At 66.4% G+C, this 20,745-nt stretch carries 22 protein-coding genes; 14 read left to right on the top strand and 8 right to left on the bottom strand.

Annotated features, from left to right (window positions below; genetic code table 11):
- The first annotated feature begins 52 nt into the window (after positions 1–52).
- Both eif1A and AC0QDI_RS13575 read left to right on the top strand, forming a co-directional pair.
- On the top strand, positions 53–340 hold the full coding sequence (gene eif1A / locus AC0QDI_RS13580) for a translation initiation factor eIF-1A (RefSeq protein WP_474668984.1): 288 nt from the start codon (positions 53–55) through the stop codon (positions 338–340).
- Between the two features lie 190 nt (positions 341–530).
- On the top strand, positions 531–1,874 hold the full coding sequence (locus tag AC0QDI_RS13575) for a S8 family peptidase (protein ID WP_474668982.1): 1,344 nt from the start codon (positions 531–533) through the stop codon (positions 1,872–1,874).
- Between the two features lie 84 nt (positions 1,875–1,958).
- Here AC0QDI_RS13575 and AC0QDI_RS13570 read toward each other — a convergent pair whose 3' ends face one another.
- The 4 genes from AC0QDI_RS13570 to AC0QDI_RS13555 form a co-directional block, all read right to left on the bottom strand.
- Complete coding sequence (locus AC0QDI_RS13570; protein ID WP_474668980.1) at positions 1,959–3,071, bottom strand: pyridoxal-phosphate-dependent aminotransferase family protein; 1,113 nt, start codon at positions 3,069–3,071, stop codon at positions 1,959–1,961.
- Positions 3,072–3,348: 277 nt separating this feature from the next.
- Positions 3,349–3,837: a hypothetical protein gene (locus AC0QDI_RS13565; protein ID WP_474668978.1), complete on the bottom strand. Its 489-nt coding sequence runs from the start codon at positions 3,835–3,837 to the stop codon at positions 3,349–3,351.
- Between the two features lie 131 nt (positions 3,838–3,968).
- Entirely contained in the window at positions 3,969–4,445 is a 477-nt protein-coding gene (locus AC0QDI_RS13560; protein WP_474668976.1) for a plastocyanin/azurin family copper-binding protein, read from the bottom strand.
- Between the two features lie 121 nt (positions 4,446–4,566).
- Positions 4,567–5,799: an MFS transporter gene (locus AC0QDI_RS13555; RefSeq protein ID WP_474668974.1), complete on the bottom strand. Its 1,233-nt coding sequence runs from the start codon at positions 5,797–5,799 to the stop codon at positions 4,567–4,569.
- Positions 5,800–5,951: 152 nt separating this feature from the next.
- Here AC0QDI_RS13555 and AC0QDI_RS13550 point away from each other — a divergent pair, with 152 nt between their 5' ends.
- Complete coding sequence (locus AC0QDI_RS13550; protein ID WP_474668973.1) at positions 5,952–6,608, top strand: DUF6517 family protein; 657 nt, start codon at positions 5,952–5,954, stop codon at positions 6,606–6,608.
- Positions 6,609–6,638: 30 nt separating this feature from the next.
- Here the strand turns inward: AC0QDI_RS13550 and AC0QDI_RS13545 are convergent, their stop codons facing one another.
- Positions 6,639–6,977 (bottom strand): DsrE family protein, encoded by a 339-nt coding sequence (locus AC0QDI_RS13545; RefSeq protein ID WP_474668971.1) that lies wholly within the window; start codon positions 6,975–6,977, stop codon positions 6,639–6,641.
- Positions 6,978–7,273: 296 nt separating this feature from the next.
- Here AC0QDI_RS13545 and AC0QDI_RS13540 point away from each other — a divergent pair, with 296 nt between their 5' ends.
- From AC0QDI_RS13540 to AC0QDI_RS13530, 3 genes are all read left to right on the top strand, one after another.
- Positions 7,274–8,626 carry an O-acetylhomoserine aminocarboxypropyltransferase/cysteine synthase family protein gene (locus AC0QDI_RS13540; protein ID WP_474668969.1) on the top strand — a complete coding sequence of 451 codons (1,353 nt, stop codon included), beginning with the start codon at positions 7,274–7,276 and terminating at the stop codon, positions 8,624–8,626.
- Entirely contained in the window at positions 8,623–9,828 is a 1,206-nt protein-coding gene (gene metX / locus AC0QDI_RS13535) for a homoserine O-acetyltransferase MetX (RefSeq protein ID WP_474668967.1), read from the top strand. Before AC0QDI_RS13540 ends, metX begins: the two co-directional genes overlap by 4 nt.
- A 134-nt stretch (positions 9,829–9,962) precedes the next feature.
- Positions 9,963–10,745 carry a DUF7978 family protein gene (locus AC0QDI_RS13530; protein ID WP_474668965.1) on the top strand — a complete coding sequence of 261 codons (783 nt, stop codon included), beginning with the start codon at positions 9,963–9,965 and terminating at the stop codon, positions 10,743–10,745.
- A gap of 195 nt (positions 10,746–10,940) precedes the next feature.
- Here AC0QDI_RS13530 and AC0QDI_RS13525 read toward each other — a convergent pair whose 3' ends face one another.
- Complete coding sequence (locus tag AC0QDI_RS13525; protein ID WP_474668963.1) at positions 10,941–11,318, bottom strand: hypothetical protein; 378 nt, start codon at positions 11,316–11,318, stop codon at positions 10,941–10,943.
- 198 nt (positions 11,319–11,516) lie between these two features.
- Positions 11,517–12,161, bottom strand: a complete 645-nt coding sequence (gene serB, locus AC0QDI_RS13520; protein ID WP_474668961.1) for a phosphoserine phosphatase SerB — start codon at positions 12,159–12,161, stop codon at positions 11,517–11,519.
- Positions 12,162–12,278: 117 nt separating this feature from the next.
- On the opposite strand from serB, the gene AC0QDI_RS13515 reads away from it, so the two are divergent.
- The 6 genes from AC0QDI_RS13515 to AC0QDI_RS13490 all read left to right on the top strand — a co-directional run bounded on the left by AC0QDI_RS13515 (position 12,279) and on the right by AC0QDI_RS13490 (position 17,321).
- Positions 12,279–12,971, top strand: coding sequence for a DUF7978 family protein (locus AC0QDI_RS13515; protein WP_474668960.1), 693 nt, complete (start codon positions 12,279–12,281; stop codon positions 12,969–12,971).
- Positions 12,972–13,153: 182 nt separating this feature from the next.
- A complete protein-coding gene (gene serA, locus AC0QDI_RS13510) occupies positions 13,154–14,740 on the top strand; it encodes a phosphoglycerate dehydrogenase (RefSeq protein WP_474668958.1) in 1,587 nt (528 codons plus the stop codon).
- A gap of 206 nt (positions 14,741–14,946) precedes the next feature.
- Complete coding sequence (locus AC0QDI_RS13505; protein ID WP_474668956.1) at positions 14,947–15,207, top strand: hypothetical protein; 261 nt, start codon at positions 14,947–14,949, stop codon at positions 15,205–15,207.
- 80 nt (positions 15,208–15,287) lie between these two features.
- A complete protein-coding gene (gene hisI / locus AC0QDI_RS13500) occupies positions 15,288–15,656 on the top strand; it encodes a phosphoribosyl-AMP cyclohydrolase (RefSeq protein WP_474668954.1) in 369 nt (122 codons plus the stop codon).
- A 1-nt stretch (position 15,657) separates the two neighbouring features.
- The gene (locus AC0QDI_RS13495; protein WP_474668952.1) at positions 15,658–16,839 is read left to right on the top strand and encodes a DUF7118 family protein; all 1,182 of its coding nucleotides are present in this window, start codon (positions 15,658–15,660) and stop codon (positions 16,837–16,839) included.
- A gap of 86 nt (positions 16,840–16,925) precedes the next feature.
- On the top strand, positions 16,926–17,321 hold the full coding sequence (locus AC0QDI_RS13490) for a universal stress protein (protein ID WP_474668950.1): 396 nt from the start codon (positions 16,926–16,928) through the stop codon (positions 17,319–17,321).
- A 300-nt stretch (positions 17,322–17,621) separates the two neighbouring features.
- On the opposite strand, the gene glmM is transcribed toward AC0QDI_RS13490, so the two are convergent.
- On the bottom strand, positions 17,622–18,998 hold the full coding sequence (gene glmM, locus AC0QDI_RS13485) for a phosphoglucosamine mutase (protein ID WP_474668948.1): 1,377 nt from the start codon (positions 18,996–18,998) through the stop codon (positions 17,622–17,624).
- A gap of 125 nt (positions 18,999–19,123) precedes the next feature.
- Here glmM and AC0QDI_RS13480 point away from each other — a divergent pair, with 125 nt between their 5' ends.
- Together AC0QDI_RS13480 and AC0QDI_RS13475 are read left to right on the top strand one after the other, a co-directional pair.
- The gene (locus AC0QDI_RS13480) at positions 19,124–20,059 is read left to right on the top strand and encodes an HVO_0234 family beta-propeller protein (protein ID WP_474668946.1); all 936 of its coding nucleotides are present in this window, start codon (positions 19,124–19,126) and stop codon (positions 20,057–20,059) included.
- 102 nt (positions 20,060–20,161) lie between these two features.
- Positions 20,162–20,683 (top strand): hypothetical protein, encoded by a 522-nt coding sequence (locus tag AC0QDI_RS13475; protein ID WP_474668944.1) that lies wholly within the window; start codon positions 20,162–20,164, stop codon positions 20,681–20,683.
- Positions 20,684–20,745: the final 62 nt, after the last annotated feature.

Here is a 20,745-nt window from a genome sequence, read left to right as displayed (position 1 = left end):
GCGTTCGGCCGGACGATAAAGGATTAAACCACTCGAACGCGAATCCACGGCCATGAGCGACGGAGACGGCGGTCGGAAGAACCTCCGGATGCCCGAGGATGACGAGGTCTTCGCGACCGTCACGAACATGCTCGGGGCGAATCGGGTCACAGTACGCTGCGCCGACGGGACCGAACGCACCGCGCGAATCCCCGGCAAGATGCAAAAGCGCGTCTGGATCCGCGAGGACGACGTCGTGCTCGTCGAACCCTGGGACTGGCAGGACGAAAAGGCCGACATCACCTGGCGCTACGAGAAGAGCGAGGCCGACCAGCTTCGCGAGGAAGGGCATATTCCATAAAACGACGATACGCGTGGGCTAGTGCAACTATCCGAAACCAGTCTGGTCTTCGGTTTTCAGCGGTGGCGTTCTGAAACCGTCCAGTCACAGCATCGCCGGCACCGATACCGTTCGAGGCTGCGACCGATCGCTTCGGCAGACTGTCATCGGACACAGAAGACTTATTCCGTCCTTGTACGTCGACCTGCGCATGAAACTCAGCCGGCGGCGGTTGCTCGGCGGTATCGGAGCCGGCGCCGCGGCCGGGCTGCTCGGGACGCCGGCGTCGGCTGCGGAATTCAACGCCGACACCGAGCGAGTGTTCGTACATCCCAAAACGGGACTGCTCGACGACCTCAGCGAACTCCTCGATGTCATCGAGGCCGTCGGCGGAGTCACGGTCCTCGAGTTCGATAACTTCGAGTTCGTGGTCGCTGCGGTGCCGTCGACCAGGCTGGACGAGCTGCGCGGCGACCGCCGCGTGGCGTCCGTCGAAGACGACGAGGAGACCGGAATCCCGTCGAACTGGTCGCCGTCCCTGTCGGACATCTTCGATCCCCCCAGCGGCTCCGGCTGTGACGCCCACCCCGACCAACGACCGTCGTGGGGCGTGGAACGGATCGGCGCCGACGCGGTAGAACCGAACGGAGCTGGCGTCGACGTGGGGATTCTCGACACGGGGATCCAGTCGGACCACTGCAGTCTCTCGGTCGAGGGCGGTCGGAACTTCACCGATGACGGGACGCCCGGCGACTACGAGGACCGCCACGGCCACGGAACGCACGTCGCCGGAGTTGCCGGCGCGGACGACAACGACCGCGGCGTCGTGGGCGTCGCTCCCGAGGCGAATCTGTACGCCCTAAAGGTGCTCGGCGACGACGGCTCCGGCCGCTACAGCGAGCTGATCGCCGGCATCGACTGGTGCATGTCGAATGACGTGGAGATCATCTCGATGAGCCTCGGCGGCGAGGCCGAGAGTTCCACGCTCGCCAGGGCGATCGAGTCCGCGCACTCGGCGGGCCACCTCCTGCTCTGTGCGGCCGGAAACGAAGGAAACGACGGGAGCGACTCGTGTAGCGCGGAGACGATGACCTACCCGGCGACCCACGAGGACGTCGTCGCGGTGACCGCGATGAACGAGAACGACACGCTGGCGTCCTACAGCAGCGTCGGGTCGGCCGTCGACCTGTTGGCACCGGGGACGGAAATCACCTCGAGCACCGTGGACAACGAGTACGCAGAGGCGAGCGGGACGAGCGTCGCCACCCCGTTCGTCACCGGCGTCGCTGCGCTGGTCTGGGAAACCCGCGAGGAAGACGGACCGGGACCGACCGATCCGGTCCGGAAGATCCTCGGCGAGACGGCGGAGACGGTGCTCGGAACCTGCGCGGAAGGGGACGGACTCGTGGACGCCCGGGCGGCGCTCGGCGACGACCGCGCGACTGAGGGATCGAACTGGAGCAACGACCCCATCGGCGGGCTCCGGTCGCTCTTCGAGCGGGTCGTAGACCTGATCGTGGGCTTCTTCGAGTGGCTCTCGGGGCTATTTTCGTAGCTCGCAGCGAGTTGCGACGGCAGAGAACGACGAAGCGGAGGTCCGAGTCAGTCGGTCGGTCGCGCTGGAATCCTCGAGCAACGATTACAGCCCGGCGGCCTCTTCGATGGCGTCGGTCAGTTCCTCGATCGACTCGCGGTCGTGTTCGCCCATGTGACCGATGCGGAACGTCTCCTCGCCGAGTTGGGAGCCGTAGCCGTTCGAAAAGACCATGTCGTACTCCTCGTCGACGGCGTCGATGGTCTCCGCGACGTCGATCCCCTGCGTGTTCTCGATGCAGGCCACCGTCTGGGATTCGTACCCCTCCTCGGGGAACATATCGAAGTGCTCGCGGGCCCACTCGCGCGTGTACTCGGCCATCTCCCGGTGGCGCTGGTCTCGGCCGTCGTGGCCCTCCTCGAGCATGTGCTTCATCTGTTTCCGATATGCGAGCATGATCGGAATCGCCGGCGTGGAGTGGGTCTGTCCCTTCCGATCGTAGTAGTCCAGCGAACGCTGGAAGCCGCCGTACCACGAGGCGGATTCGGACTCGAGTTCGCGCTCGTAGGCGTCGTCGCTGACGACGCAGACGGCGAGCCCCGGCGGCATGGCGAAGGCCTTCTGGACCGACGTGAAGATCACGTCGATGTCGTGCTCGTCGATGTCGACGAGGTCGCCGCCCAGCGCCGAGACGGCGTCGACGATAAAGTAGGTGTCCGGATACTCCGCGACGACGTCGCCGATCTCCTCGATCGGATTGCGGACGCCGGTCGAACTCTCGTTCATCACGCAGGTGACGGCGTCGTACTCCGTCTCGCTCTCCTCGAGTCGCTCGCGGACGTCCTCGGGTTTGACCGCCTGGCCCCACTCGTACTCGAGCGTGTCGACGCTCTTGCCGAGGCGCTCGGCGACGTTGGCCTGTCGCTCGCTGAAGCTCCCGCAGGTCGTACAGAGGACGTTCTCGTCGACGAGGTTGAGGAGCGAGCTCTCCATGAACTCGGTCCCCGACCCCGTGAGGATGATGACCTCGTTGTCGGTGCCGAGGAACTCCTTCGTGTCCTCGACGATGGTCGTGTAGAGGTCGGTCATTCGGTCCATTCGGTGGCCGAACATCGGCTGGCACATCGCCTCGAGGACGTCCTCTCGTACCTCGGTCGGGCCCGGAATATACAGCGTCTTGTCGGGATAGTCGTCCTTATATTCGCGTTTCTTACTCACGGAAATCACCTGATACGGGCTACTGAGTCGCGAGGTGGTATGGTACTTTTGATGCCCGATCGACGCCGGCATCACTCGCCGGTTCGAACCTCGATAGTCCCCCGCATACCGGCTATGTTGTAGGGATGACAGACATGAAAGCCATCTCCTCGCTGGCGGTAACCGTCAGTCGCTGGTCCTTGTCAGGTTCGACGACCACCTCGGTCTCGAGGTCATTAACGAGCGACTCGTTCTCGTCCCAAATCTCGATATTATGAGCGGATTCGTCGCCCTTGGCTCAGCCGATCGTGTACTCCTTGCTCGCCTGGAGAACGAGCGTCGGGTTCGATATCCCCTCGATTCGCGACGGGGCGATGCCGACCCATTCGACGGTCTCCGCGCTGGACAGGACCTCCGTTCCGGGTTCGATCTCGTACTCGCGATCGGTCTCGGTCGATTCGGTCTTCCCGTCCTCGGCGTCAGTAGCCGAATCGTCGTCGTCGGGATCGTCGGTACCGTCCTTGTCCGAGGCCGCGTCACCGTCGGTACCGTCTGCTGCCGACCCGTCATCTCCATCAGCCTCGTCTCCGGTCCCAGGGTCGTCGCCATCGCCGTAATCTGTCGAGCCGCCGGGGTCGTCGTCGGTCGTACTCTCGTCCAGACACCGCGCGATGACGCCGGTCGCAGCCGTTAGCCCGGCGGTTCGGAGGAGTCTGATACGAGTCCAATAGCTGTCATTTTCCGCGAATTCGAGAGAGTGTTCGGTATACGAAAGTCGCTGGTTCAACCTGAAACAGCGACCGCCGCCAGTCGCTGTGTGGCGATCGTAGCCCGCCAGAGAAAAACGGCAGAAAGCAATCGGAACTGCAACGGTCAGACGGTATCGACCGTTCCACCCGAATCGTGGTGTAGAACCCGTTATTCGAGTTGGATACTGCCTTTCATATCGGCGGTATAGTGGGGCTTGCAGACGTACTCGACGGTATCACTCGACGCCTCGAATTCGACTGACAGACCAGGTTTTTCATCGGAGACCTGCTCAGTCGGTCCCGCAACGGCCGTCTGGCTGTCGTCGTAGACCGCGAGGTTGTGTGAACCCGTCTTGTTCTCTACCCACTCGATCGTGTAGGTCTCGCCTTCGGTGAGGCTAAGGGAGGGGTTCTCCACGCCTTCGATCTGGGACGGCGCGACGCCTTCCCAGTCCTGAGCCAGCGATTTGAGTTCGATGGTCGTTCCGGACTCGATCGTGTACGGGCCCTCACTGTCACCGTTACCGTTACCGTTGCCGTTACCGTCCCCGTTACCACCGCTGCAGCCGGCGACGAGCGCCGTCGATGCGGCCGCGCCGGTGATCTTCAGTGCTGTCCGCCGCGAAACTGGGTTGTCTCGTGCCATCATCGGGAATTGGGTCTGACCGCATAAAAATTGATACCTTCTCTCGTTACAATGTTATGTGAGTACATACCGCAACGTAGAGGAGACTATATTCGTTGACTGTCCACCAGAGCGGACGGTATCAGGCGTCGCCGCGGTCACCCGACCGAACGTGATCGGTCGCCTCGAGCGAGAGCCGCAGAAACACCGGTACGGTCGCGACGGCGATCGCGATCTCGAGGCCGCCGACGACGAGGAAGGCGGTGCCGTAGCCGTAGCTGCTGGCGACGGTGCCGCCGAGGAGGAAGCCGCCGAGGAAGCCGAGGCTACCGGCGAGGTTGAATCCGGCCATGGCGATCCCGCGTTCGCTCTCGTCGGCGAGATCGGTGACCAGCGCCATCGTCGCGGGGGCGACCAGCGCGCCGAGGACGCCGACGCCGACCATCGCGATCGCGGCGGTCGGGACCGACGGCGCGGCCCCGACGAGGATGATTCCGACGCCGTAACACAGCGAACCGACGACGATCGGGATCGTCCGCCCGATCCGATCCGAGAGCGCGCCCATCGGATACTGCAGGAGGGCGAAGGGGGCGAAAAAGCACGCCAGCATGAGCCCGGTCGTTCCGGCGTCGAGCCCGAACGCCTCCTGGAAGTAGAGCGTCCCCACGAGCGCGAAGAAGCCGGCCGTGAGCCGATCGACGAAGCCGAAGGCGAACGGGATCGACAGCGTCGGTCGCCGCCGAATTCCGTCCACGAGCGCGCGAGCGGACCGTCGTTCGTCGGGCGTGCGGTCCTCGACGAGCGAAACGACGAGGCCCACGCAGACGAGTAAGCCGGCAGCGACGAGCAGCGGTGCGATCGGGTCGACCTCGGTTAGCTGACCGCCGATCGGCGCGCCGAGGGCGGCGCCGAGCCCGATGGCGATCCCCGCCGCGCCCATGTTCCGGCCGTGGCCGCCCTCGAGATCCATCAGCATGGTCATCGTCAGGGAGAACGCGCCGATAGTCATCGCGCCCTGAAAGACCCGCAGGAGGAGCACGCCCTCGAAGGGGATCGATCCGACCGCGGGGACGGCGGCGAGAGCGGCGTAGCCGACGGCACCGGCGAGGGCACCGGCGACGATGAACGGCGTCCGGCGGCCGGTCGCGTCGCTCGCGACGCCCCAGACGCCGACGAACGCGACGTAGGCGGCGAACTCGGCGACCAGAAACCACATGCTCGCGTCGAGCGGCGTCGCCGCGAACGCCGACCCCGCCGCGTCCGCACCCAAAGCCGCTACCAGCGTCGCTACGCCCGGATAGAGCAGCACCTGTGAGAACAACACCGCGAAGACGAGGGCGGCGAGCACGGCCCGGTCGCGATCACTCGAGTGCACGACCGGGGGGTTGGCGCTCCGTGAGTATGAAGCCGTTCGTCTCGAGGCGAGCCGTTCCCCGCCTGAGAGTTTTCCTCGTGGTTCTGTCACGCGGGAGTCGGGTCTCTGCCGGAACCGACGGAGTTTCGGTCGCCGAGAACGTGTTACTCTCGATGAGAGTCACGCGTCGGCAACTACTCGCTGCGGGAGTCACCGCCGGAACGGGGGCCGTCGCCGGCTGTACGAACCTCGTCGACGATTCGCTCTCGTCGACTGCAGCGACCGTCTCCGAGACGGCGCTCGCGGAAACCGGGTACGACGAACGCGCCGTCGACGAACTCGTCGTCAGGCGGACCGTCGGCCGGTTCGGGATCGAACGATCGCTCGAGGCCCGGAACTGGTACGCCGAGTACGACCGGTCGATCCCGCTCGAGACGCTCGGACTGACGCGCGTGCAAGCGGCGGTCGTCGCCGTCCTCACGACGCCACGGGTGTCCGTCCTCGGGAAGACGTTCAATCCCGTCGGCGACTTCTCCACGGACGAACTCGTCGCGCTGATACAGAGCCGGTACGACCGGCTCGAGGACGTCGAACCCGTCGGCGAGGAATCGATCTCGATCCTGGGAACCGAGACGACGCTCGCCCGATACGAGGCGCGTGCGCGACTGATTTCCGAGCGGAGCAGGGTCGACGTCGACCTGCAGGTCAGCGAGCCAGTCGCCCACGGCGACGACTTCGTGATCTGCGTCGCGGTCTCTCCGCGGGCGGGCGGACTCGAGACGGAGTCAGATTCCGTTCGGACGATGTTCGAGGCGCTTGAGCACGCGTGAGGTGTGATGGGACGACGGGAGCGGCCGACCCTACGGACGGATGTAGGCGTAGCCCTCGCTCTGCAGTCGGGTGAGTTCGCCGCCGCCGGAGGGGACCGTTTCGACGCCCTCGACGAGATCCGATTCCGCGAGATCTTTGAGGTCGAGCGTGTTGCCACAGGCCTTGACCGAGATGCCGGTCTCGAGCAGCGATTCGACCGTGTCGCTGCCGTCCCCGCCGGTCGTCAGCGGCTCGATCCCGTCGGCTTGGGCGACGATGGCGATGTCGTCGATCTCGACGGAGTCGTCTTCCGTGAGGTTTTCTGCGATCGTGAGCGCGGTCTGTCGTTGCGCCGGTTCGTCCGCGATGAGGTGGAAGACCGTCTGCATGTCTCGACAGCACGGCCGGCTAGGCAAAGCGTTTGAGCCTGCAAGCGAAGCGCCGGGGAAGCCATCGGCTCGAGGTGACGGAAACGGTCGCTCGCGTCATCAGAACTGACCGAGTCGAGTACTCGAAGCGCGCGGCTTCGGTGGACGAACGCGAGTGAACCGCCTCGGAGTCGAGCTCCGAAGCACTCGGCCTGCGCCGCCTGTGGAGCCGATCGATCGATGCGTGACATTCTCTAGTCTGCGGTTTTTGCCGTTACTGCCACGCATATGAACGTGGAGTAGTATGCATACTAAACATGAGCGACGACGCGAGCGACGAGCACGGTGTCGACTCCGACGCCGAGGACGGCGGGCGCGGACTCCGCACGCGCAGCGTCCACGCCGGCCAGTCTCCCGATCCGGAGACCGGCGCGATGGCACCGCCGATCTACCAGACGACCTCCTACGTCTTCGAGGACGCCGACACGGCCGCCGCCCGCTACGCCCTCGAGGACGACGGCTACATCTACTCCCGAATCGCCAACCCGACCGTCACGACGCTCGAGGACCGCCTCGCCGACCTCGAGGGCGGTGCCGGCGCGGTCGCGACGGGCAGCGGCATGGCCGCGCTGGATTCCGCGGTGTTGATCCTCGCCGAGGCGGGCGACAACGTGGTCTGCTCGACCGACACCTACGGCGGAACAACCGCCTACTTCTCGAAAACGGCGAGTCGGCGGGATATCGACGCGCGGTTCGTCCCCACGCTCGAGTACGACGCCTACGACGACGCCATCGACGAGGATACCGCGTTCGTCCACTGCGAGACGATCGGCAACCCCTCCCTGGTAACGCCCGACTTCGAGCGCGTCGCCGAGGTCGCCCACGACAACGGCGTCCCGCTGGTCGTGGACAACACCTTCGCGACGCCGGCGCTCTGCCGACCGCTCGAGCACGGGGCCGACGTCGTCTGGGAGTCGACGACCAAGTGGCTCCACGGCTCCGGAACGACGGTCGGCGGGGTGCTGGTCGACGGCGGCACGTTCCCCTGGGGCGAGCACGGCTACGACGAGATCGCGGGGCAGAACCACGCCTACCACGACGTCGACTTCTCGCGGGACTTTTCGGACGCGCCGTTCGCGGCCACGGCCAGATTCCGCTCGCTCCGAAGTTTAGGGAACCAGCAGTCGCCGTTCGACGCCTGGCAGACCCTCCAGGGGCTCGAGTCCATGCCCCTGCGCGTCGACAAACACTGCGAGAACGCTGCCATCGTCGCGGAGTACCTCGACGACCACGAGGACGTGGCCTGGGTCACGCATCCGGGCCTCGCGGACCACCCCACGCACGAGAACGCCACGCGGTATCTCGCGGACTTCGGCGGGATGGTCGCGTTCGGCCTCGAAGAAGGATTCGAGGCCGGCAAGGCCTTCTGCGAGAACGTCGAACTCGCCCAGTTCCTCGCGAACATCGGCGACGCGAAGACGCTCGTCATTCATCCCGCGAGCACGACCCACGGCCAGCTCTCGCCCGAAGAGCGCGAGGAAGCGGGCGTGACGGCCGACCTGATCCGGATGTCAGTCGGGATCGAGGATCCCGAAGACATTCTGGCCGACCTCGAGCAGGCGATCGAGGCGGCGACGCGGGCCTGTCGGGGGGCGGGTGAAACACGATGACGACGAAGGAAACGGTCGATCTGGGGGAGTTCCAGTTCGAATCGGGGGAGTCGATCCCGAACCTCGAGGTCGCCTACGAGACCTACGGCGAGTTCACCGGCGATAACGCGGTGCTGGTCTGTCACGCGCTGACCGGCAGCGCCCACGTCGCCCGGCGACCGGACGCGGGCGGCGAGACGGCGGGGCAAGCCCGCGCCTGGTGGGGCGACGTCGTCGGTCCCGGAAAGGCGATCGACACGAGCGAGTACTACGTGATCTGTGCGAACGCGCCCGGGTCGTGTTACGGAACGACCGGCCCCGCGAGCGAGAACCCGGAGACGGGCGAGCCGTACGGCACCGATTTCCCGCCGGTTACGGTCGGCGACTGGACCCGCGCCCAGCGCGAGTTGTTGGACAGCCTCGGCGTCGGCCGGCTCCACGCCGTCGTCGGCGGCAGCGTCGGCGGGATGAACGTCCTCGATTGGCTGCGGCGCTTCCCCGACGACGTCGAGCGAGCCGGCGCGGTCGCCACCGCCGCTCGGCTCGACCCGCAGTGTCTCGCGCTCGATACCGTCGCCCGCCGGGCGATCACCAGCGATCCCAACTGGAACGGCGGCCACTACTACGGCGGCCCGGAACCCCGGGACGGCCTCGCTCGAGCGCGCCAGATCGGTCACATCATGTACCTCTCGAAGGCCTCGATGGGGCGGAAGTTCGGCCGCCGCTCGGCGGGTCGGGAAGCGGTCCGCGGGGACCCGCCGGACGCCGCGGCCGCCTTCTTCCCCTACCGGGAAGTCGAGTCTTACCTGGACTATCAGGCCGACAAGTTCACCGACCGGTTCGACGCCAACAGCTACCTCTACATGACCCGCGCGATGGACGACTTCGACCTCTCGGCGGGGTACGAGTCCGACGCCGACGCGCTCGCGGCCTTCGAGGGCGAACTCCTCGTCCTGTCGTTTACCGGCGACTGGCACTTCACCGTCGAACAGGCCGAAGCGCTGGCCGAGGCCTGTCGCGACGCGAGCGTCGACGTCGCTCACCACGTGATCGAGTCCGATCACGGCCACGACGCGTTCCTCGTCGAACCCGAAACCGTCGGCCCGCCGCTCTCGGACCTGCTCGAGACCGGGCTCGAGGGCCGTGCGATCACCGATACGGCACCGGCGGCCGACGAGACCAGCGACTTCGCGCCGGTTCACACGAGTCTGTTTTCGAAGTGATATAATCCGTTCACCGATACGAACGGAAATTTCCGCTCGAAAGAACGCCCTCGAGTATATTCACGATAAATAGAAAATCTCGTTATATAAACAGTGTCGTAAAGTATAATACCTCCCTGTCTGATGTGTTAGTGATGTCAGACGGGAAGCAACTGGATTACGAAACCGAGGAACCGACGGAGGAACAGCGGGTATCGCGGGACGAGGGGAGCGATCTCCCGATCAAAGAGGGGGCGGTGTTCGGGGCCATCGCCGTGGTCGCCACGTATCTGACGCACCTACTCCTCACCGCGATTGCAACGGCGCAAACGAGCCCCATCGCTGCAGCCGTCGGAGCGGACGGCGACGTGGTCGTCACCGAGATGGTCGCCTCCTGGAAGGCCGCCGGTTGGAGTTATCTCAGCGTGTTCGGGACCGGGTTCGAGGCCGATGGCGAAGCCGCAACGCTCAGTGACGCTCCGAACCACGGTGCTGCGTTCGCGACCGGCGCGTTCAGCATGTCGACGCTGGTCTTGTTCCTCGTGACGGTCGGTGGTATCGTCGTCTCCGGATACGCGATCGCCAAATACACCGAGGCGAACAGCCCCGTCGACGCCGCGAAAGCTGGCGTCACCGTCGCCATCCCCTACCTCGCGTTCGCCGCGATCGCGGCGTTCGTGATGACGCAGACGTACGCCGAGGTACCCACCGTCGTGAACCTCATCGGCGCTGAGGACGGCGGCGTTCTCGGACTCTCCGCCGGCGACTACATCAACGACGCGGGAGATTCGGTCAGCACCGACGTCGAGTTCGGTCCGTCGATGACCGATGCGATCCTCTTCGCCGGGATCATCGTTCCGGCGATCCTCGGCGCCGTCGGCGGCCTGCTTACCCAGCCGCGTGAGGCCCTCGAGGCCGTGATGGCGAAGGCCCAGTAACGCAACTGTAATCACCGATCGAACTACCCAGTGCGGGGATAGTTCTGTGCGCCAGCGCATTTTTCCGGACCGATCGCTGCGTCGTGCCCTGCTCCGCTCGAGTAGCCGCTGTGGAAACGGTCGACGGACCATAGTGACGACGCGAGCACGGCGGAGGAAACAGGGGGAACGGTTTCGGACGCGTCCCGTCGAGTATCAGTACTGCTGTTCGTGACCGTGATCGAACGAGACGTACTGGTCTGCGGTCGCGCGGTCGGAGCGTCGGCGGTCGATCCAGTACTGCAGATCGGAGACGAACAGCGCGAGGTTTTCGCGGGCGAGCAGTTTCATCGAGACGCCCTGGGGAGAGCGGAACAGGGCGATCAGCGACCACATCGAGCCGGCGGCGAACGCGCCCGCAGCGGAGAAGGTCATTCCGAGCGTGAAAAACGTCGTGCTATACACGAACCCGATCCCCATCGACGGGAGGCTCGTGCCGAGCGGAACCCGCGCGCTCGAGTCGCGCAACGTCGGCGCGAGGAAAACGATCGAGAGGCCGCTTCCGAGCATGAATACGAGGTCTTGCCACATCATCAGAAACGCTTACTCGATTGTGAGTTAAAACTCTCTCGGTCGTGAAATCGGCAGTTAGTACGGATAGTCACTGCGCACTGACGGAGTGTCGAAACCGGCGCCGGGAGGGTGGAAAACACCGGAATCCCCAGTTCGGTCCGGTGGCGTAGGGACGTAATACGCTATTACGCGAACGAAATCGGAACTATTCCCGACGGATCAGCGCGTAGTGAGGACGGCCTCCTCGAGCAGCGTCTCGCGGGCCTCGGCCATCGACGCGACGACGACGTCACAGTGGGGCTCGACCGCCGGTTTGGGTTCGAAGCCGATCGCCAGCCCGGCGACCTCGAGCATCGGCAGATCGTTGGCACCGTCGCCGACCGCGACGGTATCCGCGAGATCGACGCCGACGTCGTCGGCGAGGGCCGCGAGGGCGTCGTCCTTGGTACCCTCGATCAGCGACCCCTCGACCGCACCGGTGAGTTCGTCGTCCGCCATCGGGAGCCGGTTCGAGACGATGTGATCGACGGAAACCCCCTCGCGCTCGAGGGCGGCCGCGACGCCGCGTTCGAACCCGCCCGTGAGGATGGCGGTCGTGACGCCGGCCGCGTTCAGTTCCTCGATGAGATCGGCGGCCCCCTCGCGGAGGACGACCTCGTCGAAAGCCGCGTCGGCCTCGGCCCGGGGAAGCCCCTCGAGCAGGGCCGCGCGCTTGCGCAGGCTCTCGGCGTACTCGATTTCGTCGTTCATCGCGCGCTCGGTGATTTCGTCCATCTCGGCGGCGACGCCGCGGCGGTCGCCCAGCAGGACGGTCATCTCGGAGTCGGAAAGCGTCCCGTCGAAGTCGAAAGCGACGACTGTCATTGTGCCCCGGTTGTCGGTCCCCGGATAAACCAGTTCAGGTTTCGTCTCGCGTCGATATCCGTTTCGACACGTTGGATAATCGAAACCTATTATCAACCGGTCTCCGTTGCCGAGCACATGTCGTCAGAGAGACGGTTCGAATACGACACGGGGCCCGACCTCGAGACCGAGCGTGACGCCGCTGAGAGGGACGAACGATCCGGAGATACCGAGCGGAGCGAGACGGACGACGGCGGCCGACCGGTCGCAGTCGTGGCTCCCTGGAAAGGCGGAACCGTTGCGGGTGTGAGCGCGTTCGGAGTGATGTTCGCCGCGTTCTATCAGCTCATCTCGGCCTTCAGTGCGACGGGCGCGTATTCGCGAGGCGATACCGGACCGAGCAACTGGGACGTAGCGAGTCTGGCATCGCTGGCGAACCACGGCGTGACGATTCTGCAGGACGGCGAACCGGTGGAGGGATTCGCTACCCTCTCGATTGGACTCACCCCGTACGTGACGGGACTGATTCCGGCGGTCGTTCTGCTCAGTGCCGGATATCTCCTCGTCCGGTACGTCCGCCTCGAGAGCCGTCGAGAGGCCGGCCTCGCGCTCGGCTCGTTGGTCGCGAGCTACGTCGTCCTGACGGGAGCCCTCTCCGTGTTCGCCAAGTGGACGCCCGAACAGGGATCGGGAACCGACCAGGAGATGGCAACGATCGCCGCCGCGACCGACTTCGGTGCGATCGTGGCGGTCGGCAGCACTGCGCTCGTCTTCGCCGCGATCGGGGCCGGCGTGGCCGCCCTCCCACAGTTACTGACCGTCCGACGGTGAGTCGGGCGCTCGAGTCGAGGCGACTCTACTCGCCGACCTCGACCGGCGTCGGCGATCATCACGGGTTTCGAGGGAACGTGAGGCGATCACCTGATCCGCCGATGCCCACCCCACTGGAGACAATTTTTGCCACCCCTCGCGACAACGGAAGGGTTTACGTTCTCCACGCGGTTGTCTCGCGCATGAAGGTTCTCGTCACGGATCCGATCGCGGACGCGGGTCTGGACGTACTCAGAGACGCCGGCCACGATGTCGAGACGGGCTACGAACTCGAGGGCGACGACCTCCTCGAGGCGGTTTCGGACGCGAACGGACTGATCGTCCGCTCCGGAACCGAGGTCACCGAAGAAGTCCTCGCAGCCGCCGAGGAACTCGCCATCGTCGGCCGAGCCGGCATCGGCGTCGACAACATCGACATCGACGCCGCGACGGACAACGGCGTTATCGTCGCTAACGCCCCGGAGGGGAACGTTCGCGCGGCCGCCGAACACACCGTCGCGATGACGTTCGCGAGCGCTCGCTCGATCCCGCAGGCCCACATCCGCCTGAAAAACGGCGAGTGGGCGAAAAGCGACTACCTCGGGACCGAACTCGACGGCAAGACCCTCGGCGTCGTCGGCCTCGGCCGCGTCGGCCAGGAGGTCGCCAAGAAGCTCGACTCGCTGGGAATGAACGTCGTCGCCTACGATCCCTACATCAGCGAGGAGCGCGCCGAGCGCATCGGCGCCGAACTCGTCGAGTTCGATCCGTGCCTCGAGCGCGCCGACGTCCTGACCGTCCACACCCCGCTCACGCCGGAGACTGAGGGGCTGATCAGCGAGCCCGAACTCGATCGACTCGGCGACGGTTACCTCGTCAACTGCGCCCGCGGTGGCGTCGTCGACGAGGACGCGTTAGCCGCCAAGGTCGAGGACGGAACCCTCGCCGGCGCGGCGATCGACGTCTTCGCCGAGGAGCCCCTGTCGGCGGATTCGCCGCTGCTCGAGCACGACGATATCATCGTCACGCCCCACCTCGGCGCCTCGACGGAGGCCGCACAGGAAAACGTCGCGACCTCGACGGCCTCCCAGGTCAACGCCGCGCTGGTCGGCGAGCCCGTCGCGAACGCGCTGAACGCCCCGTCGATCGACGAGAGCGCGTTCCCCCGCGTCGAGCCCTACATCGAACTCGCCGAAACCGCGGGCAAGGTCGCCGCGCAGTTGCTCGAGGGGCGCATCGAAGACGTGGAAGTCGTCTACGAGGGCGACATCGCGGGCGAAGACGTCGAGTTCGTCACCGCGAGCGCGCTCAAGGGCGTCTTCGAGCCCCTCGAGTGGCAGGTCAACGCGGTCAACGCGCCCCAGATCGCCGAGGACCGCGGCGTCGACGTCACCGAGTCAAAGACGCGACAGGCCGAGGACTTCCAGAGCCTGATCTCCGTGACCGTCAGCAACGACGACGATCAGGTCTCGGTCGACGGGACGCTCTTCGCCGGCGACGACCCGCGCATCGTCCGCATCGACGGCTACCGCGTCGACGCGATCCCCCACGGCCGGATGGTCGTCACGCGAAACACCGACGAGCCCGGCGTCATCGGCCTCATCGGCTCCGTGATGGGCAAACACGGCGTCAACATCGCCGGCATGTTCAACGCCCGCGAGACCATCGGCGGCGAAGCGCTGACCGTCTACAACGTCGACAACGATGTTCCGACCGAAGCGAAAGCGGAGCTCGAGCAAGACGACCGGGTCATCGGCGTCAGCGACATCACGCTGAACGGCCAGAGCTGAGCGGTCTCGAACGGACGAATCGGTACAGACGCGGCGCTCGTTTTCAGCACGATTCGATCGATCGAATCTACCGACGAGGGGCGGTGCGTTCCGTTTATCGGCAACCGCAACGGCGGCCGCGAACCGCCCGTTGATCGGACAGTCCGTCCGTTCGTGAGCGCGCTTTATCTCCGTCGGGAGCCTCTCTCTAGGAGGAGGGGAACGCCATGCCAATTCCAGAGAACAGTCACGTACAGCAGCCGACCGACAGCGCCCTCGAGGACGCCGCGGAGACGAGGTGGGGGATTCGAGAGGGGATCGGACTCTCCCTCGTTTCGATCTTCGGATTGGTGCTGGTGGTGGTCGGACTGATGCTGGCACCGGGACTCATTGCGGCGGCGTCGACGGTCGCCATCACGCTCGGCTTGCTGCTGTTTGCCGTCGCACTGGTCGTCGTCGGCCGCTGGAGTTGGCACGGCCGGTCGTAGCGATTCGTTTGATTTTTCGGTACCATCCGCGAGCCCCTCGCGGCAAAAGACCTATCGCTCGGACGAACGATATTGCGCGTATGGACGACGACGTTTCGGTCGACTTCGGCGAGGACGGACTCGTCCCCGCCGTGGCACAGGACGCCGATTCCGGCGAGGTGCTCATGCTCGCGTACGTCTCACCGGAGGCCCTCGAGCGGACCCGCGAGACCGGCCGAGCGCACTACTACTCCCGGAGCCGGGAGGAGCTCTGGGAGAAAGGAGCGACGAGCGGTCACGTCCAGGACGTCGCGGAGGTCCGAGTCGACTGCGACGCCGACACGCTCCTCTACCTGGTCGACCAGGAGGGCGGCGCGTGTCACACCGGCCACCGGTCGTGTTTCTACCGGACGGTCGAGGGAGAGAACGTCGGCGAGCAAGTGTTCGACCCCGACGCCGTCTACGAGTGAAATGAGCGAGCGCGCCCCTCCATCCGACGCCTCCTCGAACGACGGCGTCGGACGCGCCGACGACGAACCGACACCGCTCGAGCAACTCGAGGCCGCCCGCCAGCGGTTCGAAACGGCCGAGCGGCGAATCGCGGAGCACGGCGAGGAGACCGTCGAGGAAGTCGCGGCGGCCTATCGCGACGCGACGAAACTACTGGACGACTACGTCGACCGCGCGACCGGCACCGGCAAGGAGAACTTCCAGGCCTACATCGAACTCGAGGGGAAGTTCGACGGACTCGTCTCGAATCTCTCCGACGACCTCGTCGAGTACGAGGCCTTCGAGGAGTCACTCGAGGCGATCGACAAGCGCCGGCTCAGCGAGTCGGACTTCGAGCGCGCTCGCGAGGCCCTCGCGCCGGCCGCCGAGTACGCCGACCTGCTCGAGGAGCGCGAGGCCGCCAGCGAGGAACTGGCCGAGGCTCGCAAAGCCGCGAACAAACGCCTGCGAGCGCTCGACGACGAGATCGGCGAGCGCGAGCGGCTGCTCGAGCTCGCGACCGCCGATCTCGACGCGCCGGTCGAGCGGCTCCGGGAGCCGATCGAGCGCTACAACGAGGCCGTCCGCGAGGCCGTTCGGGAGTACCGGCTCGCGGCCAGCGCGCGCGAGGTGTTCGACCTGCTCGAGCGGAGCGCGTGGTATCCGTTCGTGAACTACGAGCAGCCCCCAGACGACCTGCGTGAGTACGTCCGCGGGAATCGGGCCGGCGAGTACACGATCCCCGAGTTGCTCGAGTACGCGGACTACTCCCGATCGAAGCTCTCTCACTACGTCGACAGCGCGGACGAACTCAAGCGCAACGTCGCGACCCAGCAGACGTACCTCGACGGCATCGACGCCGAGCCGCTAACGATCGACTGGCCGCCGGAGTCGGCCGGCACGCTGCGTCGGCGCGTCCGGGAGTACCGCCCCTTCGTCGCTCGCGTCGCCGACGAGGACGTGGTCGCGAGCCTTCGCGAGGTCCGGCTCCTCACGACCGACGCCGACTACGACCGCCTCCAGACCGCGGCGCAGGCCGTCGCCCGGCTCGACCCAGCCGAACGCGAACGGCTGACCGACGGTCGCGTCGCGGACGAACTCGAGGAGCGACGGGCCGAACGCGAGCGACTCGAGGACGCGCTCGAGGCCGACGATCCGGTCTGAGCGGCGACGGTCCGATCGACTCGTGGTCCGAGCGACGCAGTTCCTTTGGCCCCGCACTTTAGCCGCCGGAGCCCGATTTCACTCGCATGGGCAGACACGTCCTCGTCCCGATGGACGACTCCGCGCCGGCGCGGGCGGCCCTTGAGCACGCCCTCGAGTGGGTTCCCGCCGATCGAGTGACGGTCGTTTTCGCGGTCGACGACCTCGAGGCCGATTACGGCAGCGTCGTCTCGGGGGACGACGAGCCCGACTTCTTCGCCGAGGTTCGGGCGCTCGCCGACGAGTACGACAGGGCGATCGAGACGACCGTCGCCGAAGGATCGGGGGTGGCGGACGCCATCCTCGAGTACGTCGACGAGGCGGACGTCGACGCGATCGTCATGGGAAGCGAGGGGAAAGCCGGCGTCTCGCGGATGCTGCTCGGCAGCGTCGCGGAGGCGGTCACGCGGCGCGCGGAGATTCCGGTGACGATCGTTCCGTGACGGACAGTCGTAGCCCCTCGAGAGAGTGAGAGGTGAAAGGCACGGTGTTTCTGGAAGGGTCGGTTGAGAGAAAGCGTCCTGCTATCGTGGCAACAGGGGATCGCCACGCCCTCCCCAGCCGATTCGCTCGTTCGCAAGACTCACTCGCTCATCCCTCGCGCAGCATCGAGCCGCGGTTCGTTGGCATTCACCGCGGCCCAGCGCGCGCCACCGCACGCCGGATGACCGGTCTGAAGTGAGACGTAGCTCCCCTTCGCTAAGCGTTCGTGGCGTGCGAACGAGCGGCGGTAGAAACTGAGTTCAGACGTCGGCTTTCGCATCGGCCAGCGCCTCGTACATGTCGTCGACGAGTTCCTCGGCGCGGTCGTCCTCGCGGGCCTCGGCGTAGATCCGGACGAGCGGTTCGGTCCCGGAGGGGCGGGCGAGCACCCACGCGTCGCCGTGATCCAGCCGGTAGCCGTCTCGAGTGTTGAGTTCCGCGTCGGACGCCTGCGCGTGGTTGGCCGCCGCATCGAGCATCGCGTCGCGCTCGGCCGTCGACTCGTATTTGACGTTGCGTCGGACGTTGACGTAGCCGTCGTAGGGTGCGACGATCTCGCTGACCGGGCGCTCGGCGACTAACTCGAGGAAGCGCGCCGCGGTGAACGCCCCGTCCCGCGAGAGCCGGTATTCGGGGAAGAAAATGCCGCCGTTGCCCTCGCCGGCGACCGGCACCCGCTCGCCGTTGGCCTCGAGTTCCTCGATGCGGGTGATGATGTTGGTCGAGCCGATGGGGGTCAACTCGAGTTCGGCCCCGACCTGGGTGACCACGTCGACCAGTCGCTGGGAGACGTTGACCGCGGAGACGGTGGTATCGCCGGCCTCGAGTTCGGCGGCGGCGAGCGCGGCGAGCGTGGCGTCGCCCTCGACGTAGTCGCCGTGCTCGTCGAAGAAGATCGCGCGGTCGGCGTCGCCGTCGTGGGCGATGCCGACGTCGGCGTCGGTCGCGCGGACGAGTCGGCCGAGGTCCGCGAGGTTGTCCGGAACCGGCTCGGGGTCGCGGCCGGGGAAGTGTCCGTCGGGCTGGGCGTTGACGGTGACCACGCGACAGCCCAGTTCCCGGAAGAACTCGGGGCTGGTCAGCGATCCCGCGCCGTGGCCCGGATCGAGCGCGACGGTGAGGTCAGCGTCGGCGATCCGCTCCCGGTCGGATGCCGCGAGCAACCCCTCGACGTACTCCCGTCTGACCCCGTCGATCTCGCGGACGCGCCCCGTCTCGTCCCAGGGGGCGACGGCGAACGACTCCGTGAGCAGCGTCTCCTCGATATCCTCGAGGGCCGAGATCGAGAGTTCGACGCCGTCGCTCCCGACGAGTTTGACGCCGTTGTACGGCGGCGGGTTGTGCGAAGCCGTGATGACCATGACCGGTACCCCTTCGCGTTCGGCGTAGGCCTGTGCCCCCGGCGTGGGGACGATCCCGAGGCGGTCAACGTCGGTCCCCGTACTCGCCAGCCCGCTGGCGGCCGCATCGGCCAGCATCCGCCCCGTGTGACGGGTGTCGCGAGCGATGGCAACCCGGTCCCCACCGTGACCGTCACCCCAGGTCGTCCCCGCCGCTTTCGCGACGCGCAGGACGAACGCGGGCGTCAACTCCTGGTTGGCGACGCCCCGCGTCCCGCTGGATCCGAAGACTTGCATCACGTGGTACTCTGACCGGACCCCCCAAAGGGATTCCGCAAACGGATGCCGATACGGCGGTCGCCGTCGCCCCCTGTGCCAGCCCAGGACGGAACGTTTTCGTCCCGCCCCCGCAACGTTCCCGTATGGATTCGATCGAGGAAAAGCGCGTCTACGGCGACCGCGCGGGGGCAGTCACCGCGTACGTCGCGAGTGCGATGGGCATCGTTCGCGTGCGCGTCGCCGGCGACACCGTCGGCGAATTCGGCCTCTGTGAACGCTGTTCGGCTCGAGACGTGACGGCGAGCCGGGACGCGGTCGCCATCGCGACCGACGAGGACGTCCGAGTACTCGCCCTCGAGGACGGAGCCGGAACGGACCCCAGCGGCGGTGACGATGGTGACGCCGGCGGCGCGTCGGTCGCGGCCGAGGAGGAGACGTTCGTCGGGACGGGGTTCGGCCCGGCGGTCGCCGTGAGCTACGACGACGACGGCGACCTCCTGGCGGCCGATCCGGACGGTCGCGTCGCGTGTCGGGCCGCGGACTCGAGCGAGTGGACCGCGCTCGCGGACGAGACCGTCGCGCCGGTGCGAGCGATCGACGGTGATCTCGTCGGGACGGCGGACGGCGTCTACCGCATTCAGGACGGCGGACTCGATCACGCCGGACTGACCGACGTGCGCGACGTCTCGGCGGCCGGCGTCCCGCTCGCCGCCACCGCGGACGGACTCTACAAGCTCGGCAACGGCTGGATGGCGGTCCTCGAGGGGGCGTTCGAGACCGTCGGAGCCGATCCGCGCTCGGAGCCGGGCCGGCTCGTCCGCGCGCACGCGGTCACGGACGAGACGATCTACGAGTACGCGCCCGACGACGACGCGTGGCGCGATTCCGATCGGCCGACCGATTCAGTGATCGGTTTTTGCTACGGTGAGACGACCTACGCCGTCACGGAGCAGGGGGACTTCCTCGCGGGCGTGGGGCGTTCCGGAGGGACGGCCCACGTCGGGAGCGGCGGGGAGTGGCGGACGCAAACGCTCGGTGTCAGGGGCGTGACGGGGGTTGCGATCCCACAACGAGAGTGAATTTCGGGTCCCGACGACATCGGTGAGAGTACGGCTGAGACAGCCGGTCGGGCGCGATGTCTGACGGACGTTTAACTATACGGGATTATTCTCTGCGAATACATGAGCGAACTACCACGCCGACGGCTACTGGCCGTGACCGGCACCGCACTCACGGGTGCGGTCGCCGGCTGCACGGGCAGCGACGAGGACGCGGGGAACGGTAACGGGGATGGGGACGGGAGCGGAAACGGAGACGGAAGCGAGGCGGAAAACGAACCCGGCGGACCGAGCGGCACGCTCCTCGGGGAAATCTCCGTCGAGAATCTAAACGACGAATCGCATACGGTCGACGTCATCGTCGAGTTCGGCGGCGATCCCGAACACTGGTCGACCCACGAACTCGCGGCCGACAGCGGCGCGGAGCTCGAGCGGAACTGGTCGACCGAGCCGGGTGCGTTCAACATCATGTTCCGGCTCGACGGCGGGGAACCGACCCAGGTCACGCCGGCGAAGTGGAACGATCCGAACTGCATCAACGTCTTCGCGCTGGTCACTCGAAACGGCGAACTGAAGATTCTGAGCGACACCGACGGCGGCGCGTGCGGCGACGGCGATGCGACGGTCGACGATGCCGAGGCGTGATTGAACGGGTAGTTGAGTCCGGTTCGTCACAGCAGATCGAGACGACGCGTTGTTCGCGAACG

The organism is Natrinema sp. LJW11, from assembly GCF_056135975.1.
This window is presented reverse-complemented; position numbering and strand designations above follow the sequence as displayed.

Bases quoted from the DNA above. Each gene is read 5' to 3' on its own strand.
- glmM (WP_474668948.1), bottom strand. From the start codon at position 18,998: ATGCAAGTCTTCGGATCCAGCGGGACGCGGGGCGTCGCCAACCAGGAG.
- AC0QDI_RS13475 (WP_474668944.1), top strand. From the start codon at position 20,162: ATGAGCGAACTACCACGCCGACGGCTACTGGCCGTGACCGGCACCGCA.
- AC0QDI_RS13480 (WP_474668946.1), top strand. From the start codon at position 19,124: ATGGATTCGATCGAGGAAAAGCGCGTCTACGGCGACCGCGCGGGGGCA.
- AC0QDI_RS13490 (WP_474668950.1), top strand. From the start codon at position 16,926: ATGGGCAGACACGTCCTCGTCCCGATGGACGACTCCGCGCCGGCGCGG.
- AC0QDI_RS13530 (WP_474668965.1), top strand. From the start codon at position 9,963: ATGTCAGACGGGAAGCAACTGGATTACGAAACCGAGGAACCGACGGAG.
- AC0QDI_RS13560 (WP_474668976.1), bottom strand. From the start codon at position 4,445: ATGGCACGAGACAACCCAGTTTCGCGGCGGACAGCACTGAAGATCACC.
- metX (WP_474668967.1), top strand. From the start codon at position 8,623: ATGACGACGAAGGAAACGGTCGATCTGGGGGAGTTCCAGTTCGAATCG.
- AC0QDI_RS13540 (WP_474668969.1), top strand. From the start codon at position 7,274: ATGAGCGACGACGCGAGCGACGAGCACGGTGTCGACTCCGACGCCGAG.
- eif1A (WP_474668984.1), top strand. From the start codon at position 53: ATGAGCGACGGAGACGGCGGTCGGAAGAACCTCCGGATGCCCGAGGAT.
- AC0QDI_RS13550 (WP_474668973.1), top strand. From the start codon at position 5,952: ATGAGAGTCACGCGTCGGCAACTACTCGCTGCGGGAGTCACCGCCGGA.
- hisI (WP_474668954.1), top strand. From the start codon at position 15,288: ATGGACGACGACGTTTCGGTCGACTTCGGCGAGGACGGACTCGTCCCC.
- AC0QDI_RS13495 (WP_474668952.1), top strand. From the start codon at position 15,658: ATGAGCGAGCGCGCCCCTCCATCCGACGCCTCCTCGAACGACGGCGTC.
- AC0QDI_RS13525 (WP_474668963.1), bottom strand. From the start codon at position 11,318: ATGATGTGGCAAGACCTCGTATTCATGCTCGGAAGCGGCCTCTCGATC.
- AC0QDI_RS13515 (WP_474668960.1), top strand. From the start codon at position 12,279: ATGTCGTCAGAGAGACGGTTCGAATACGACACGGGGCCCGACCTCGAG.
- AC0QDI_RS13575 (WP_474668982.1), top strand. From the start codon at position 531: ATGAAACTCAGCCGGCGGCGGTTGCTCGGCGGTATCGGAGCCGGCGCC.
- AC0QDI_RS13505 (WP_474668956.1), top strand. From the start codon at position 14,947: ATGCCAATTCCAGAGAACAGTCACGTACAGCAGCCGACCGACAGCGCC.
- serB (WP_474668961.1), bottom strand. From the start codon at position 12,161: ATGACAGTCGTCGCTTTCGACTTCGACGGGACGCTTTCCGACTCCGAG.
- AC0QDI_RS13545 (WP_474668971.1), bottom strand. From the start codon at position 6,977: ATGCAGACGGTCTTCCACCTCATCGCGGACGAACCGGCGCAACGACAG.
- serA (WP_474668958.1), top strand. From the start codon at position 13,154: ATGAAGGTTCTCGTCACGGATCCGATCGCGGACGCGGGTCTGGACGTA.